The organism is gamma proteobacterium SS-5 (assembly GCA_009497875.2).
GTDB lineage: Bacteria > Pseudomonadota > Gammaproteobacteria > Chromatiales > Chromatiaceae > Magnetovirga > Magnetovirga frankeli.
On record CP032508.2, the window covers coordinates 1,845,699 to 1,862,713 of the forward strand.

Annotated in this window: 10 protein-coding genes; 6 read left to right on the forward strand and 4 right to left on the reverse strand. The window is 64.0% G+C overall.

Annotated features, from left to right (window positions below):
• Window positions 1-15: 15 nt before the first annotated feature.
• A complete protein-coding gene (locus D5125_13770) occupies window positions 16-1,665 on the forward strand; it encodes an NAD-binding protein (protein QFY90463.1) in 1,650 nt (549 codons plus the stop codon).
• Window positions 1,666-1,714: 49 nt separating this feature from the next.
• Here the strand turns inward: D5125_13770 and D5125_13775 are convergent, their stop codons facing one another.
• Window positions 1,715-4,822, reverse strand: coding sequence for an efflux RND transporter permease subunit (locus D5125_13775; GenBank protein QFY90464.1), 3,108 nt, complete (start codon window positions 4,820-4,822; stop codon window positions 1,715-1,717).
• Window positions 4,819-6,189 carry an efflux transporter periplasmic adaptor subunit gene (locus D5125_13780; GenBank protein QFY90465.1) on the reverse strand — a complete coding sequence of 457 codons (1,371 nt, stop codon included), beginning with the start codon at window positions 6,187-6,189 and terminating at the stop codon, window positions 4,819-4,821. Before D5125_13780 ends, D5125_13775 begins: the two co-directional genes overlap by 4 nt.
• A 211-nt stretch (window positions 6,190-6,400) precedes the next feature.
• Between D5125_13780 and D5125_13785 the strand changes: the two genes are divergently transcribed.
• From D5125_13785 to D5125_13795, 3 genes are all read left to right on the forward strand, one after another.
• Window positions 6,401-7,336 (forward strand): exopolyphosphatase, encoded by a 936-nt coding sequence (locus tag D5125_13785; protein ID QFY90466.1) that lies wholly within the window; start codon window positions 6,401-6,403, stop codon window positions 7,334-7,336.
• Window positions 7,337-7,685: 349 nt separating this feature from the next.
• On the forward strand, window positions 7,686-8,033 hold the full coding sequence (locus tag D5125_13790; GenBank protein QFY91166.1) for a CidA/LrgA family protein: 348 nt from the start codon (window positions 7,686-7,688) through the stop codon (window positions 8,031-8,033).
• A gap of 115 nt (window positions 8,034-8,148) precedes the next feature.
• A complete protein-coding gene (locus D5125_13795) occupies window positions 8,149-8,883 on the forward strand; it encodes an LrgB family protein (protein ID QFY90467.1) in 735 nt (244 codons plus the stop codon).
• A 318-nt stretch (window positions 8,884-9,201) separates the two neighbouring features.
• Here the strand turns inward: D5125_13795 and D5125_13800 are convergent, their stop codons facing one another.
• Together D5125_13800 and D5125_13805 are read right to left on the reverse strand one after the other, a co-directional pair.
• Window positions 9,202-12,504 (reverse strand): response regulator, encoded by a 3,303-nt coding sequence (locus D5125_13800; protein ID QFY90468.1) that lies wholly within the window; start codon window positions 12,502-12,504, stop codon window positions 9,202-9,204.
• 28 nt (window positions 12,505-12,532) lie between these two features.
• Window positions 12,533-13,375, reverse strand: a complete 843-nt coding sequence (locus tag D5125_13805; protein ID QFY90469.1) for a phosphate/phosphite/phosphonate ABC transporter substrate-binding protein — start codon at window positions 13,373-13,375, stop codon at window positions 12,533-12,535.
• Window positions 13,376-13,516: 141 nt separating this feature from the next.
• Between D5125_13805 and D5125_13810 the strand changes: the two genes are divergently transcribed.
• Window positions 13,517-14,515 (forward strand): substrate-binding domain-containing protein, encoded by a 999-nt coding sequence (locus D5125_13810; GenBank protein QFY90470.1) that lies wholly within the window; start codon window positions 13,517-13,519, stop codon window positions 14,513-14,515.
• Between the two features lie 15 nt (window positions 14,516-14,530).
• Window positions 14,531-17,008 carry an EAL domain-containing protein gene (locus D5125_13815; protein ID QFY90471.1) on the forward strand — a complete coding sequence of 826 codons (2,478 nt, stop codon included), beginning with the start codon at window positions 14,531-14,533 and terminating at the stop codon, window positions 17,006-17,008.
• The last annotated feature ends 7 nt before the right edge of the window (window positions 17,009-17,015 follow it).

A 17,015-nucleotide genomic window follows, 5' to 3' on the forward strand; every position in this document is an offset into this window, starting at 1 on the left:
GCCCGGCAGCCCGCCATGCTGGATAACATCTTTTTCATGATCCTGCGGCGTATGCGCACGCCGCTGCTCTCCCTGGTGGTGGTGTTCAGCATCGCCCTGCTCGGCCTGGTGCTGATCCCCGGCATCGACGGCAAGCCGCTGAGCTTCTTCCACGGCCTGTATTTCGTCAGCTACATGGCCACCACCATAGGCTTTGGCGAGATCCCTTTGGAATTCAGCAACGCCCAGCGGCTGTGGGTGATCTTTGCCATCTATGCCACGGTGATCGTCTGGCTCTACGCCATCGGCTCGGTGATCACCCTGCTGCAGGATCGGGCCCTGCAGCAGGCCTTTGTGCAGCGCCGCTTCGCCCGCCAGGTCGGCCGCCAGCGCGCGCCCTTCTATATCGTCTGCGGCTATGGCGATACCGGCGAGGTGCTGGTGCGGGAGTTGCTTGAGCGCGGCCAGCACGCGGTGGTGATGGATGCCGCTCAGGAGCGCATCAATAGCCTGCGTCTGCAGGGCCTGCCGGAGTTTGTCCCGGCCCTGCTGGGGGATTCCGCGCGCCCGGCCAATCTGCTCAAGGCCGGCCTGCGCCACCCGCTGTGCGCCGGGGTGGCGGCACTGACCTCAGACAGCGAGGTCAACCTCAAGGTGGCCATCTCCAGCAAGCTGCTGCACCCCAGGATCAAGGTGCTGTGCCGTGCCGATTCCCATGAGATCGAGGCCAACATGGCCTCCTTCGGCACCGATCACATCATCGACCCCTACGATACCTTTGCCCTGCACCTGGCCACGGCGATGCAGTCACCGGGCCTGTACCTGCTGCGCGACTGGCTCACCGGGGTGGTCTATTCGCCGCTGAACGACCCCATCTACCCGCCCAAGCAGGGGCGCTGGGTGCTGTGCGGCTTTGGCCGCTTCGGCAAGGTGGTGTATCGCCGTCTGAGGGATGAGGGGGTGGAAATCACCGTGATCGAGGCCACCCCGGACAAGACCGGCCTGCCCCAGGGCAGTCACGTTACCGGCTGGGGCACGGAGGCGGGCACCCTGCAACAGGCGGGCATAGAGACAGCGGTGGGGCTGGTGGCCGGTACCGATAATGACGTCAATAACCTGTCCATCATCATGACGGCGCGGGAGTTGAACCCGGAGCTGTTTATCATTGCTCGGCAGAATCGGCAGGAGAATGCGGAGCTGTTTGATGCGGTCAATGCCGACATCCTCATGCGTCCCAGCCAGATCATCGCCAACCGCATCCGCATGTTGCTGGCCACGCCCATGCTGCACCAGTTCGAGAGCCTGGCGCTGTATCAAGACGACGAATGGGCCTGCGAGCTGATCAGCCGCATAACCGCCCTGGTGCAGCAGCAGGTGCCCTTTGTCTGGGACCTGACCCTGGACGAGGAGGCGGCCTACGCCGTCTATCATCACCTGCACCGGGGCGGCCTGATGACCCTGGAAGACCTGTTGCGCAACCCCAGAAACCGCGACAAGCCACTGGCTTGCATCCCTCTGATGCTGCGCTCACGGGGCGACCAGGTGCTCCTGCCGGAACTCAAGACCCGCCTGCACCTGGGCGACAGGCTGCTGTTCTGCGCCGCCGAAGGGGTAAAAGACGCCCTGCAGTGGACCCTGCAAAACGGTCATGCGCTGAGTTACGTGGTACAGAAGTCAGGGGACTGAGGACAGAAGTCTGATGACTCAAGCGGCTTCTGTTCTCAGCCTTCAGCCTTCAGTCTTCAGCCCCCTGTCCCCTGTCCCCTGTCTTCTGATTCGTCCAACCCCAGTCGTCCATCAGCACATAGAGCGCCGGCAGGGCGATGAGCACCAGGACAGTAGCCACCAGGAGGCCGAATACCACCGAGATCACCAGGGGTTTGATCGCCGCCGCCTGGGTGCTGCTCTCAGCCAGCAATGGGGCCAGGCCGAGGATGGTGGTGCTGGAGGAGATGACGATGGCGCGCAGGCGGTCGCGGCTGGCCTGACCTGCCGCTTCGATTATCGGCAGGCCACGATCACGGTGCTGCTTGATGAACTGGATCAGCAGGATGGCGTTGTTCACCACGATCCCGGCCAGAGAGGCCGCGCCGATCAGCGAGGGCATGGACAGGTAATAGCCCATGATCAGATGCCCCCAGAGGGCGCCCACCAGGGCGAAGGGGATGGACAGCATGACGGCGATGGGTTCCAGGTAGCTGCGGAACTGGAAGGAGAGGATCAGAAACACCCCGATCAGGCCCATGATCAGGCCGCGCTTGATGGAGGCGCCGGTCTCGCCGGAGCGGGCCACCTGGCCTTCAATGCCTAAGCGGACGCCAGGGAAGTCCTGGGCTAGCGCCTTCTGCCAGTGCTGCTGGATGGCCGCCACCACCTGCTGCGCGTTGGCGATCTTGGGGTCCAGGTTGGCCTCCAGGGTGAGGGTGCGGCGGTCGTCGATACGGGTGATGCTGGCCCAGCCCTGGGTCTGTTCGATCCGCGCCACCTCGGACAGGGGCACGCGCTGGCCGTTGGCCAGTTTCAGGCTGAGATGGGCCAGATCGGCCAGGCTGTCGCGGTCCTCCAGGGCATGACGCACGCGCAGTTCGATGTCCCAATCACCCACCCGATAGGTCTCCACCTCCTCGCCCAGGATAGCGGCGCGTAGCTGGCCGGCCAGCTCCTCGGCATCCAGCCCCAGGGCGTGGGCACCGGGGGACAGGCTGAGGCGGTACTCGGGGCGGCTGGGGCGCAGGTCGTCGATCTGGTTATAGACGCCCACATAGCTGGCCACGTGGGTGCCCAGGGCATCGGCGGCGCCTCTGAGCTGGTCCAGATCCTCGCCCTGCAGGCGCAGTTCGATGGGGATGCCGGCCGGGCCGAAGCCGGGCTCCTGGATGATCAGGCTGCGCACCCCCGGCAGGGGGCCAATGGCCTCGCGCCAGGCGCTGCTCAGCTGGTCCAGGCTGATGCTGCGCTGCTCGGCGGAGAGCAGGTCGGCGATCAGGGTCACGACGTGGGGACCGGCCTCGCGGGCGCTGAGGTTCTGGTTGAAACGCACCTGCACCGCCTTCACCAGGGCCTGACCCTGGGGCTGCTGCGGCGAGAGTTCCTGGTTGAGCCGCTGCAGGGCCTGCTCGATCTGCCGCGCCACCGCCTCGGTTCGGGCCAGGGGGGTGCCCTGGGGCAGCAGCACCCGTGCCTCCAGCACATCGCCGTCGATGTCTGGCATGGCCTCCTGGCCGATATGGCCTCCGGCCAGCAGGCTCACCGAGCCGAGCAGGAAGGCCAGCATCAGCCCCAGCACCAGATGACGCTGGCGGATGGCCGCATCGGTGAAGCGGCCCACACGCCCCTTGAAGCCCTCGAAGCCACGCTCAAAGGCCAGCCGGAAGCGGCTGGGCTGGCCGGATTGCAGGCTGCCCTTGAGGTGATGGGGCAGGATCCAGAAGGCCTCGATCAGGCTGGCGGCCAGGGCGGCAATCAGCACCACCGGCAGCACCTGCAGCACAGCGCCCAGTTCACCGGCGAGAAAGGACAGGGGCAGGAATACGGCTGCCGTGGTCAAAAAAGATGACAGTACGCCGGGGAATACCTGCTGGGCACCCTGGGTCACGGCTTCGAGGGGGCTGGGCTGTTCATCGCCATGGGCGGCGATGTTGTCGGTAATCACCACCGCATCGTCCATGACTATGCCTATGGCCATGAGCAGGGCCACCAGGGTGATCATGTTCAGCGACAGCCCGGTCAGGGCCATCACCGCAAAGGCGCCAAAGAAGGCGGCGGGCAGGCCAAACACCGCCCAAAGCGCCAGCCGGGGGCGGAAGAACAGGCTCATCACCGCCACCACCAGCAATAGCCCCTGAAAGCCATTGGATACCAGCATTTGCAGGCGATCACGCACGATGCCGGTCATGTCCTGGGTGATCTGCAGGCGCAGGCCGTCGGGCTGGCGTCGGCTTTCGCTGGCGACAAAACCCTGTAGCAGTTCCATCACCGTCAGGGCATCGGCCTGCAGCCCCTTGCTTACCTCCAGCACCAGGGCCGGGCGGCCGTTGAACCAGATCTGCTCCTCCGGCAGGCTGCTGACCTCACTGAGCCGGGCGATCTGGCCCAGGGTCAGCTCGCCGCCGTCCGGGCTGGAGTGCACCACGCGCCTGGCCAGTTCATCCAGGCTGCGGCTCTGGTCGGTAAAGCGCAGCAGCAGCTCGCCCTCGGGCCGCTCCAAGATCCCCAGCGGCAGATCAAGGTTCTGGCGGCGCAGGCGCAGGGCCAGATCCCGTGGCGAGAGGCCGTGCTGGGCCAGCTGCTCGCGCTGCACGGCAATCTGCCACTGGCGCTCGGCCAGGCCGCGGATGACCACCTCGCTCACCCCCGGCAGGCGTTGCAGCCGGTCTTGCAGGCGCAGACCCTGATTCTCCAGCTGGCGCAGGGGCAGGTCACCGCTGAGGGCCACCGCCGCCACCAGGTCGTTGCGGTGCAGTTGGCGCAGGATCGGTTCTTCCACCCGTGCGGGCAGGTCGCGCAGGGCCTTGACCTCGGTGTCCAGATCGGCGCGAAAGCGCAGTACATCACCGCCGGGTCGCATCTTGGCCACGGCGCTGGCCAGGTTGTCCTGGGCGGTGCAGCGCAGTTCCTTGAGGTTTTCAACCCCCTGCAGGGCGTCCTGCAGGCGGCGGCACAGGCTGTCCTCTACATCGGCGGCGCTGGCACCGGGATAGCGCAGCTCGATGCTGAACTCGGTGGGCCGATAATCCGGAAAGGTCTCACGGCGCAGCTGCGGCGCGGAGAACAGGCCAATGGCCAACAGCAGCAACAGCAGCAGGTTGGCGGCGGTGGGGTGGCTGGCAAACCAGCGGATCATGGTTTCTTATCCACTGACGCAGCCTGAGCTTGACGGACTAGCCGCCGTTGCGCCGCTTCATCCCGTATCGGCTGCAGGGCCATGCCCTGGGGCGCGGGCTGGGGTTCGTCCAACAGCAACCGCTCGCCGGGGTTGAGGCCTGACTTGATCACCGCCAGGTCCTGCTGCACAAAATCCAGATCGACCGGTCGGCGCAGCAGGCGGTCTTCGGCATCGGCCAGCAGTACCTGGTTTGCCTTCAGCGCGGTGCGCGGGATCACCAGCCGCGCCTCGGGGCTGGGGACGGAAAGCCTGACCTGCAGGTACATGCCCGGCTGCAGGGCGGGCCGCTGCGGTGGGTTGAGATCGGCATAGGGCCGCTCCACGCTGAGCACCACCCGGGCGCTGCGGGTGGCCGGGTCCAGGCCACTGCCAATGCGGCTGACCTGGGCCTGCCAGCGTACCTCGGGAAAGCCGGCCAGGCTGACCTCGGCCCGGATCTGCTCCAGATGCAGGCGCTGATCCAGGGACAGCAGCCCCTGCTCGGGGTGGGCTCCCTTGGTGGTGGCCGACATCAACCGCATCAGTTGGTCCAGCGGGATCTGCGCCTCGATCTCGGCCCGCTCGATGCTGTCGGCGCGAAACAGACGCTGGCCCACGGCGGCCTGCTGGTGCAGGCCGATCTCCACCTGGCTCAGGCGCAGGTCATAGGGGGCGACGAAGCGGGTGTCTTGCAGGTCGCGCTGGGCTTGGCCTCGGCGGCTGTCGGCGGCATCCACTGCCGCCTGCAGGGCCTGCAACCGGCTCGGCAGCAGACGCAGCTGGTTCTCCAGCGCCAGCACCGCCTGACGCTGGGCCAGGGTGGCGCGGGTCTGTTCATCCCGGTTGGTGCGCGAGGCCGCGCCGCTCTGCGCCAGCTCCTCGATGCGCGCAAGCTCCTGCTCGGCCAGGGTCAGGCGTTCTTGCTCCAGGGCCAGCAGGCGGCGGCTGTTGTCTTCTTCCACCTGCAGTTGCCGCTTCTCGGCCTCCAGCTTGGCCAGCTCCGCCTCGGCCGCCGCCAGGGCCAGCTCATGGCGGCTGGGGTCGAGCCTGAGCAGTTCGGTACCGGCGGGCAGCAGCTTGCCGTCATCCAGGTCGTCGTGCTGCCAGATCACCCGCCCGGCGACAGTGGCGCTGGCCTGCCAGGTCTCGGCGGCGCGTGACAGGCCATGGCCCTGGGCCTGATAGACGAAGGCCAGGGGCTGCACCTCGATCACCCGCACCGCCAGCGGCGGGCTGGGGGTCTGGCTTTGCTGGGGCGCCTTGCTATTGATGATGGACAGGGCAAACAGGCCAACGCCTGCCAGCAGGCCAAGGGGGATCAGTAACCAGGGTTTGCGTAGGCTCATGGGCGTTGGATCGATTTCTGGGGCGAGGGGGCGCAGTCTGGGCCTGGCGGAGCGGATTTGCCTTGATTTGGGTCAGTCTTGAGGGATGCGTCCAAGGTCCTTTGGCGCAGGCCGGGTCAGCCGACAATTTACTCGGCAGGGCAGGGGTGCTATGTTCTCTCCTTTCGATGCCCTCACCATTTTTTCAAGCACGTTCAAGCAAGGGGATAGCATGTCCTATGAAACCTACAAGTTCCGCCTGGTAACACGCAGCGATTTCGATGGGCTGGTGTGCGCAGTGCTGATGAAAGAGCTGGGTCTGATCAACGACATCAAGTTTGTCCATCCCAAGGACATGCAGGATGGCAAGATCGAGATTAACGAGTATGACATCACCACCAATCTGCCCTATGTCAAAGGGGTGCACCTGGCTTTTGACCACCATTTGAGCGAGACCCTGCGCAACGAAAGGCAGGGCAACCACATCATCGACCCCAATGCCCCTTCGGCGGCCAGGGTGGTGTATGAGTTCTATGGCGGCGAAAGGCGCTTCCCCGAGCGCTGGAACGCCATGATGGAGGCGGTGGACAAGGGTGACGCGGCCCAGTTCAGCCGCGAGGAGATCCTCCATCCCGAAGGCTGGGTGCTGATGAATTTCCTGATGGACGCCCGCACCGGCCTGGGCCGCTTCCGCGAGTTCCGCGTCTCCAACTATCAGTTGATGATGGACCTGATCGAGTATTGCGCCGATCACCAGATCGACGAGATCATGCAGCTGCCCGATGTGCAGGAGCGGGTGCAGCTGTACTTCGAGCACGAGGAAAAGGCCAAGGAGCAGATCCAGCGTTGCAGCACTGTACACAACAACCTGGTGGTACTGGACCTGCGTAACGAAGAGACCATCTACGCCGTCAACCGCTTCATGATCTACGCCCTGTACCCGCAGACCAATATCTCTATCCACGTGATGTGGGGCCTGAAGCAGCAGAACACGGTGTTTGCCATCGGCAAGTCGATCCTGGATCGCAGCTCCAAGACCAATGTCGGCGAGCTGTGCCTGAAATACGACGGCGGCGGTCACCAGGCTGCTGGCACCTGTCAGGTGGGCAACGATGAGGCCGAGGAGCGGCTGCAGGAGATCATCGCCCAGATCAACGCCGACGGCTGAGTCGGTATTGCGCCCGCAGTGAGTGGAATGCCAAGGGTCTTAGGACGCAGAGGGCACAGAGAAGCGCAGAGCACGCAGAGTCTGTATGTTCTGTCTTTAAGCTATGACCTGTTGTCAACTCTGCGTCTTTTTTTGGGGTTCTGGGTGCGCGAGGTGAGGGTGAAGCCGCCTTGCCCATCCCCAGCATCCTGGGAGCTCCGAGCGCTGGCTCGGAGGTGCAAAGCTCAGGCCAGCGGCATAGGGCTGGCCCTGCCCGCCGCCAAGCCAGCTAGCTGTGATGGGGTTGCGCCCCGCCACAGGGCACGGCGGCCACGGGCCGCCCTATGAGCTGACGGCTGGCCGCCCCCTCATGCCCTTCCTGCACGGTATCACCCTGTTGCTGGTGTTTCAGCTCGTCGGCGAGGTGCTGGTGCACCTGGCGCGGCTGCCGCTGCCCGGCCCGGTGCTGGGCATGGCCCTGCTGTTTGTCGCCCTGATCCTGCGCCGGGGCCTGCCCGATGCCCTCAACGGCGCGGCCTCCAACCTGCTTGGCCACCTCTCCCTGCTGTTCGTCCCCGCCGGTGTCGGCGTCATGCTGCACTTTGACAAGTTGGCCGATGACTGGCTGGCCATAGGCCTGGCCCTGCTGCTGGGCAGCCTGATCACCCTGGGCCTGACGGCACTGCTGATGCAGTGGCTGTTGCGGTGGCAGAGGTGAATGGGTCAGCCGCCAGCCACCAGCGGCCAGCTGTCAGCGATAACCCCGGATTCCGCTGCGCTGCATCCGGGCTACAGCCAACTGAAGGCTGGCGGCTGGCGGCTGGTGGCTGAACATGGAACAGATCTGGGTCTATCTCGCCGCCTCGCCCCTGTTTGGTCTCACCGCCACCCTGGTCGCCTACAGCCTGGGGCACTGGCTCTATGTGCGCTGCGGCAGCACGCCCCTGTTGCATCCGGTACTCACGGCGGTGGCCCTGCTGATCTTGCTGCTGAAACTGGGTGATATCTCCTACAACAGCTATTTCGACGGTGCCCAATTCGTCCATTTTCTCCTTGGCCCGGCCACGGTCGCTCTGGCCGTGCCCCTGTATCTGCAACTGGAGCGCCTGCGTAAGCTCTGGCTGCCGATCCTCATCAGCCTGATATTCGGCGTGTTACTGGGTGCGCTGAGCGCCCTGGGCATTGCCCGTTGGCTGGGTGCCGGGCTGGAGACCCAGCTGTCCCTGGCACCCAAATCGGTGACCACGCCGGTGGCCATGGGCATAGCCGAGGCCATCGGCGGCCTGCCTTCGCTCACCGCCGTGCTGGTGGTGACCACCGGCATCATCGGCGCGGTGCTGGGCAACGGCCTGTTTCGCCTGCTGCGCATCCGGGATGATAGCGTCAAGGGCGTCGCCATGGGGGTTGCCGCCCATGGCATAGGCACGGCGCGGGCGTTTCAGTTGAGCCAGCAGATGGGGGCCTTCTCCGGCCTGGCCATGGCCCTGTCGGCCCTGGCCTCGGCGTTGATCCTGCCCGGCCTGATCGATCTCCTCTACGCTTTTTTGGTTCCGGCCTCGCCGGGTTAGGACTCAACATACCAGTCGCGCAGCAAGCTGCCATCCCAACCACCCTGTCACAGGCCGACCTAGGAGCCTGTCGGATTTAGGATGCACCTACTGCGCCGGAGGGAAGAACGGCCCAGAATTGTTTTGAACATTGGCCCCGATTTTTCATTGCGTAGGGAAACTCAGCGCCTCAAAATCGTGAAAATTTGTTCTCGTTCTCCCACCTTGCTCGCTACGGGCACCTAAACCCGACAGGCTCCTAGAAGGTGTTGAATGGGTGCTTTCCAACATATTGATTTTTCTCTGTGCGCTCTGTGGCTCTGTGGCCAGATGCTCTTTTTAGGGTAATGCTTCAGGTGCTTTTCCATCACTGAAAGGTGCCGGGATTATTCGGTTCAGGCACTCCTTGGCCTGGTCAAATTCAAACTGCTCCAGGTCCGGACCCAGTTGTGCCAGGTTTTGGCGCAGGGTGCCCGCAGCGAGATGGGCAAGAATTTCCGCCAGCTTGTCCTTGCTCTCCACCTGGTAGTCATCGACCATCTCCCTGAGTAGCTGAAGTTGCTGGTCCAGCTCTGCATCGCTGTAGGGGGCCTGAGGCTGTTGGGGTTGCTCGGATGTTTTTTCTGCCAGGGGTGCCAGTTCGGCGCGGATTTGTTCGAGCAGGGCCTCCATCTGCTCCAGCCGTTTGGGGTCGATCTCCTGTCCCTGCTTGATGTCCTGCTCCAGGGCCTGGCTCTGTTGCTGTAGCCCTGTGGCACCTATGCTGCCGGCGGTGCCCTTGAGGCTGTGCGCGGCGCGCGCCGCCGTGGCTTTGTCATCGACCGCGAGGGCCTGGCGGATAAGGGGGATGCTGTCGGCCTGATTGCGCTGGAACATCCTGAGCAGGTTGATGTATAGCTCTTCGTCTCCTTCCAGCATCGCCAGGGCCTTCTGGCTGTCGATGTGCGCGAACAGCGGTAGTTTGCTTGGGGCTTGGGGCTGGCCCTGATCCTGGACTGGCGTTGGCAAAGAGGCGTCCGCTTGCTGTCTGGGCTTGATCCACTTGGCCAGGGTGCTGAACATCTGGTATAGATTGATGGGCTTGGCGATGTGGTCGTTCATGCCCGCATCCAGGGCCTTGGTCACGTCCTCCACCATGGCGTTGGCGGTCATGGCAATGATGGGCAGGTCGTGGTATTCCCCTTGCTGGCGGATCAGGCGGGTGGCGGTGTAGCCGTCCATCACCGGCATCTGGCAGTCCATCAACACCCCATCGAAGCGGCCCAGTCTGAGCCGGTCCAGGGCCGCCTGACCGTTCTGTGCCAGCTCCACGCCGATGCCATTCCTGCTTAGCAGCTCCATGGCCAGATCCTGATTGAATACATTGTCCTCCACCAGCAGCAGATGGGCACCGGCCAGCCGGGCGGCAATCTTCCGGTAATCGGCCTGATCCTGGCTGTTGTGCCGTTGCAGCCCGGTCCGACCCAGCGCCTGTAGCAGGCTATTGAGCAGGCTGGAGGGGGTCACCGGCTTGTGCAGCAGGGCGGCCAGGGGTAGGTCGTCCTGTTCTGCCTTCTGCAGCAGCACCTCCTGGCCGTGGGCGGTAACCATGATGATCTTGGGTGGCGGGTTGATGCTGTGCTGGATCTTCTGCGCGCACTCGTAGCCATCCATGCCCGGCATCTGCCAGTCCAAGAGGATGAAATCATAGGGTTTTCCCTGGGTCACGCCCTGGAATAGCTGCTCCAGGGCCTCCTTGCCTGAGGTGGCGCTGGCCGGATTCAGGCCAAGCCCGGCGGCCAGGTGGGCGAGGATCTCCCGCGCCGCCGGGTTGTCGTCCACCAGCAGCAGGCGCGACTGGGCCAGGGACCGATCCGGCCGGGGTAGGCCGGGCTGGGTCTCGGCGGGGCGGCATTTGAGGGTGAAGTGGAAGCAGCTGCCCTGGCCGGGGGCGCTTTCCACCCAGATGCGCCCGCCCATCATCTGGGTGAGACGCTTGCAGATAGCCAGGCCCAGGCCGGTGCCGCCGTAGTTGCGGGTGATGCTGCCGTCGGCCTGGCTGAAGGGCTGGAACAACCGGGCCTGCTGCTCCTGGCTCATGCCTATGCCGGTATCCCGGACCTGAAAGTGCAGCAGCAGGTTGGTGCCGGATTGGGCCTCATCCTGCGCCTCTTCCGCTGGCAGTTGATCCTGCCGCGCATGGACGATGATATTGCCCTGGTTGGTGAATTTAATGGCGTTGTTCACCAGATTGACCAGGATCTGGTTCAGGCGCAGGGCATCGCCCAGCAGCCGGGGCGGCAGCTCGGGATCGATATCAAACAACAGCTCCAGGCCCTTTTCATCGGCCTTGAAGCCAAGCAGAACATCCAGCTTGTGGAACACCTGATTCAGCTCGAAGGGCCGCTGTTCCAGGTGCAGCTTATCGGCCTCGATCTTGGAGAAGTCGAGGATATCGTCAATGATCCCCAGCAGGGACTCGGCGGCCTGGCTAACCCGGCTGACATAGCCCTGGGCACGGCCCTCCAGACCGCTATCCAGGGCCAGCTGGGACATGCCGATGATGGTATTCATCGGGGTGCGGATCTCATGGCTCATGTTGGCCAGAAATTCGCTTTTCATGCGGTTGGCGGCATCGGCCGCCTCGCGGGCGGCACGCATGGCCAGCTCCGCCTGCTTTTGCGGGGTGATGTCGGTGCATATCCCCAGATAGCGTTCCGGTCGGCCCTGTTTATCCGGCAGTGGGGTGATGCTGGTACTGACCCAGAAACGCTCGCCCGTTCGCTTGTGGTTGCAGAACTCGCCATACCAGGTGTCGCCTTGCTGGATGGTGCGCCACAGCGCCTGATAGAAGGCCTTGTCGTGCAGGTCGGACTTGATCAGGCGATGGGTCTGGCCGATCAACTCCTCGGCGCTGTAGCCGCTGATCTGCGCAAAGCGGTCATTGACCCGCAGGATGCGCCCCTGGGCATCGGTCAGGCAGACCACGGCATGGTCGTTGAGTGCCTTCTCCCGGCATTGCAGCTCCAGGGCCATCTTGGCAAAGTGCTCGCTGAGCTGGCCGATCTCATCCGCGCCGCCGGGGGGTAGCTGCAGGTCCCAGGACCCCTCGGCGATGCGCTGGGTGGCCCGTTCCAACACCCGCAGCGGGTAAATAATCAGCCGATAACTGGCCAGCAAGACGATCAGCGTCACCACCAGGATGAGCAGGAAGATGAAATTGCGGATGCCCTCCACCTTCTTGGCCACCTGCCGCAGAGGCTCGGCCCAGTTCAGGTCCAGGCGCAGATAGCCCAGCTGGGTACCGGACAGTTCCAAGGGATGGCGCTGCTCGATGAACTCCTCGCCCAGCTGTGGCGCCCGACGCTGGCCAAACAGGGGGTAGAGGCGTTTGCCTTGGTCGTCGTACAGCTCCAGATTAAACCAGCGCCCGGCAAGCTCCGCCTGCAGCACATCCAGGCTGCTAACCACCGCTGCCAGGTCTCGCGCCAGCAGCTGGTTGATCAGGGCCGGCTCGGCAGCCCGCAGCTGGGCCGATGTCTGCGCTTGAAACGCCTGCCGTGCCTGTTCCACCTGTTGCGGCGCCCAATAAAAATGCAACACAGCCAGGGTCAGCAATAAACCCGCCAGGGGCGGCAATGCCAGTTTCAGGGGGAGTTTCATGCTTCGGAGCTCAGGATTTGGCGGGCGCTCAAGGCCCCTGGTAAAACCGCTGCAGGTCCATCTTCAACAGGGGCTGGTAATCGGCCAGCTCGGCCTTGCCGATGCGGGCCATGGGGATACGCGCCAGCAGGGCCTGATCCGGCGGGCTCTGGCCCATCTCCAGCAGGGCCTGGGTTACCCGCTGGCGTACCTCCTCGGGCACCCTGGGCAGGGCCGCCAGGGGATGGGGCGCCACCTTTTCTGTTTGATGAATGATACGCAGATTATCCCGGTACTCGGGCCTTTGTTGATTCAGGGTCTTCTGCACCCCGCCACCGGCCGCCGCCTTGCCCAGCAGTACATTGAGATAGACCGAATCATGGGTCTTGACGTAACTGGGGATGACGGTGGTGCCAAAGCGATCAGCCAGCTCCTGGCGCATCTGCAGGGAGGCACCCAGGGCATTGGGCGCGGGAAAGGCCACCACCTGCCCGTCCAGCTCGGCCGGGGATTGGATGGCGCTGTCCTGGCGCACCACCAGTACGCCAAACAGCTGGCGGCCCTGATCCCGCGCCAGGGGGATGTAGCCGGCCTTCTGGTTGGCCACCACCAGGTGATAGGGGTTCATGTAGGCAAAGTCGAAGCGGCCCTGAATAAATTCTTGCTCAAACTCAGGGATGCTGGCCGAACCGCGCAGGGCAAAGCGGTAGCCGGTCTTCTCCTGCAGCCGGTCGAGGATGGGGCGCCAGATGGCGTGCAGCTTGCGTACCTCGAACTGGGGCACCACCCCGAAGACGAAGGCCTGCTCCCCGTCACCCGGCTGCTGCCCTGCTGCGTACAGTGGTGAGACCAGGAGAGAGAGACCAAACAGCAGCAGGCAAGCGAGTTTCATGGCATGGACCGAGGGAATGGAGATAAAACCGCCCAGGCAAGCTATTGGACCCAGGCTTGCCGGAATGACAATTCTGTGGCCGCAAGATGACTAAGCTGGCTATAATCCTAACATCCTTATGGAGATCAGGAATACCCGAACATGCAGACACGCTGTATCCCACGCCTGCGCCCTCGTCTTTTCCCGCTCATTCTGCTGCTTTTGGCGCTCCATGGCTTGGCGTTGCAGGCCGCTGAGGCCACTCCCGCATCGAGCAAGTCCCTGGCCTATCTGGTCTCGGACATCCGCATCCCGTTCTGGGACATCATGGCCCGGGGCATCCGCCAGCAGGCCCAGGCCCTGGGCTATGAACTGCGGGTGCTCAGCGCCGACAACCAGGCCCGCCAGGAGCTGGAGAACGCCATCAGCGCCATCCGCCAGCCGGTGGACGGCATCATCCTCTCCCCCACCAACTCCTCCGCCGCCGTGACCCTGCTCAAGCTGGCCGAGGATGGCGGCATTCCGGTGGTGATCTCGGACATAGGCGCGGACAGCGACAACTACGTTTCATTCATCTCCTCAGACAACCAGCAGGGCGCCTATGAAATCGGCCGGGTGCTGGTGGAGCGGATGCAGGAGCTGGACTGGCAGCAGGGCCGCGTCGGCATCATCGCCATCCCGCAGAAGCGGGCCAACGGTCAGGCCCGCACCCAAGGTTTCCTGCGCGCCCTGGAGGAGGCCGGCATCCAAAGCGCCGACATCCGCCAGCAGCGGGATTTTTCCCACCAGGAGACCTACGACTTCAGCCGCGAGCTGATCGCCGCCCACCCGGACCTGCGCGCCATCTGGCTGCAAGGCTCGGACCGCTATCAGGCGGCGCTCGACGCCATCCGCGACAGCGGGCGGACCGGCGAGGTGCTGCTCATTTGCTTTGACGCCGAACCGGCGTTTATCGACCTCATCCCCCAGGGCGTGCTGGTGGGGGCGGCCATGCAGCAGCCCTTTCTGATGGGGGAGATGGCCCTGCAGACCCTGCACGATCAGCTGCAAGGCAAGCCGGTAAAAAAACAACGGCAACTGCCCATTCTGGCCATCTCAGCACGCAACATCGCCGCGCAACTGCCCATCATCCGGCGCAACGTGCTGGGGCAGGCGCCCTAGCCCCCGCCTCTGCCGATGGCCAAGAAAGCCGCCTCCCTGTTCGCCATTCTGGTGACCCTGACAATCAGCATTGTCGGCCTGATCATGGCCCTGCACGGCCTGCACAGCTACGACAACACCAAACAGCGGCTGCAACAACAGCTGATCTGGCAGGTGCAACGGGACCTGCAGGTGATGGCGGAGAACATCAGCGCGCCGATGGAGGCCTACGCCGTCAACGAATACCAGAAGCTGGTGGCCAACAAGCTCAGGCTCAGCAGCGGCCTGGCCATACTGGTGGATGACCTGAAGATGGGCCAGATCATGGGCCAGAGCAGCTACCGCAGCGGCTATGTGCGTACGCCAGGGGGCGAACTGAGGGAATTCAAGCCGAACCATCCAGAGCACCAGGCCCTGCTGGATGCCAGCTTCTATTCCCAGCGCCAGGGCATCAGCGATGCCGAGGGCAAGCTGATCGGCTGGATCAGCCTCTATGCCTCCGGCGAGGAGCTGCAAGCGCGGCTGGATCAACTCCTGCTGGAGCGGCTGATTGATTCCCTGGCCTTGAGCGGCCTGCTCATCATCGCCCTGTTTCTGGCCATTCGTATGCTGCTGGTACGCCCCCTGCTGGATATGGTGCGGGGCATCAATGACGCCGATGCCGATGGCATCCCGCGCCAGCCGGTAGGCGAGGACGGGCCGATGGAGATCCAACAGCTGGCGCAGACCATCAACCACATGCTCGGCGCCATCGACCGCTCCCGGCGCGAGCTGCGTCTGGAGCATCAGGCCCTGGAACGGGAGCGCGAGCGCTTTCAGTTGGCGGTGGAGGGCAGCCACGACGGCACCTGGGATTGGGATATGCGCACCAACCGCCTGTATAAATCCTCCCGCTTCACCCAGATGCTGGGCTATCAGCCGGAGGACCTGCCCGATACCATTGAGGCCTGGTCCAGCTTGATTCACCCCGAGGATCAGGAGCAGGCCCACCAGCGAGTCAAGGACTACCTGGCCACCCGTGGCCAGGGGGTCTATGAGAGCACCTTCCGCATGCGCACCCAGGATGGCCAATGGCGCTGGATCACCGGCCGCGGCAAGGCCGTCTTCGCCGAGGATGGCACCCCGCTGCGCTTTGTCGGCTTCAATACCGATGTCACCCGGCAGATCCGCCAGCAGCAGGAATTACAGGAGCAAAAACAGTTACTACAGTATCAGGCCAATCACGACGCTCTCACCGGCCTGGCCAACCGCAGCCTGTTCAGCGAGCGCCTGGAGCAGGCCATCGCCCGCGCCCGGCGCGGCAACCTCAAGCTGGCCCTGCTGTTCATCGACCTGGATCATTTCAAGGAGGTCAACGACAGCCTCGGCCATCGTACCGGCGACAAGGTACTGAGCAGCGTCAGCCAGCGTCTGCAGCAGAGCATCCGCGCCGAGGATACCCTGGGCCGCCTGGGCGGCGACGAATTCGCCATCCTGATGGAGGACATCACCCAGGAGCAGGACGCCTCCATCAGGGCCGAGGCCATACTGGAGGCCATCGCCCGCCCCTTCCGCATCGATGAGCATGAATTCTATCTGGGCAGCAGCATCGGCATCAGCATCTTCCCAGACAACGGCCTGAACGCCCGCGACCTGCTGAAAAACGCCGATGCAGCGCTGTTCAAGGCCAAAAACGAAGGGCGTAACAACTTCCAATACTACAGCGCCGAGATGACCACCCTGGCGTTTGAGCGCCTGCAGCTGGAGACCGCTCTGCGCCTGGCGGTGGCCAATGAGGAATTCGTGGTCTATTACCAGCCGCAGATCGATATGGCGCAAAACCGCATCGTCGGCGCCGAGGCCCTGGTACGCTGGCAACACCCGAGCATGGGCCTGGTCTCGCCGGCCCGCTTCATCCCCATCGCGGAAAGCTCCGGGCTGATCGTGGACATAGACCGCCTGGTCATGCGCATGGCCATGCGCCAGCTGGTGGACTGGCATCGGCAGGGTCTGGCCCACGGCAGCCTGGCGCTCAATCTCAGCGTCAAACACGTACACCGCAAGGACTTCATCTCCTCTGTGGTGGAGGCCCTGGTGGAAAGCTATTGCGACCCGGCCTGGCTGGAGTTCGAGGTCACCGAGACCCAGGTGATGGACAACCCGGAAGAGGCCATCTCCATGCTCTACCGGCTAAACAATCTGGGCATCCGCCTGGCCCTGGACGACTTCGGCACCGGCCATTCCTCCCTGGCCTATCTCAAGCGGATGCCCATCAGCAAGCTCAAAATCGACCAGTCCTTCGTCCGCGACCTGCCCGATGACGCCGAGGACGCGGCCATCAGCAAGGCCGTCATCGCTCTGGCTCAGAGCCTCAACCTGGACCTGCTGGCCGAGGGCATAGAGAATCAGCAACAGATCGACTTCATGCTCCAACAGGGCTGCCACAAGGCCCAGGGCTATTTCTATGCCAGGCCCCTGCCCGCCGAGGAGATGACCGCCTTCTACACCAACTGGCCACGCCGGGCACAGAGTTGACAGGGGT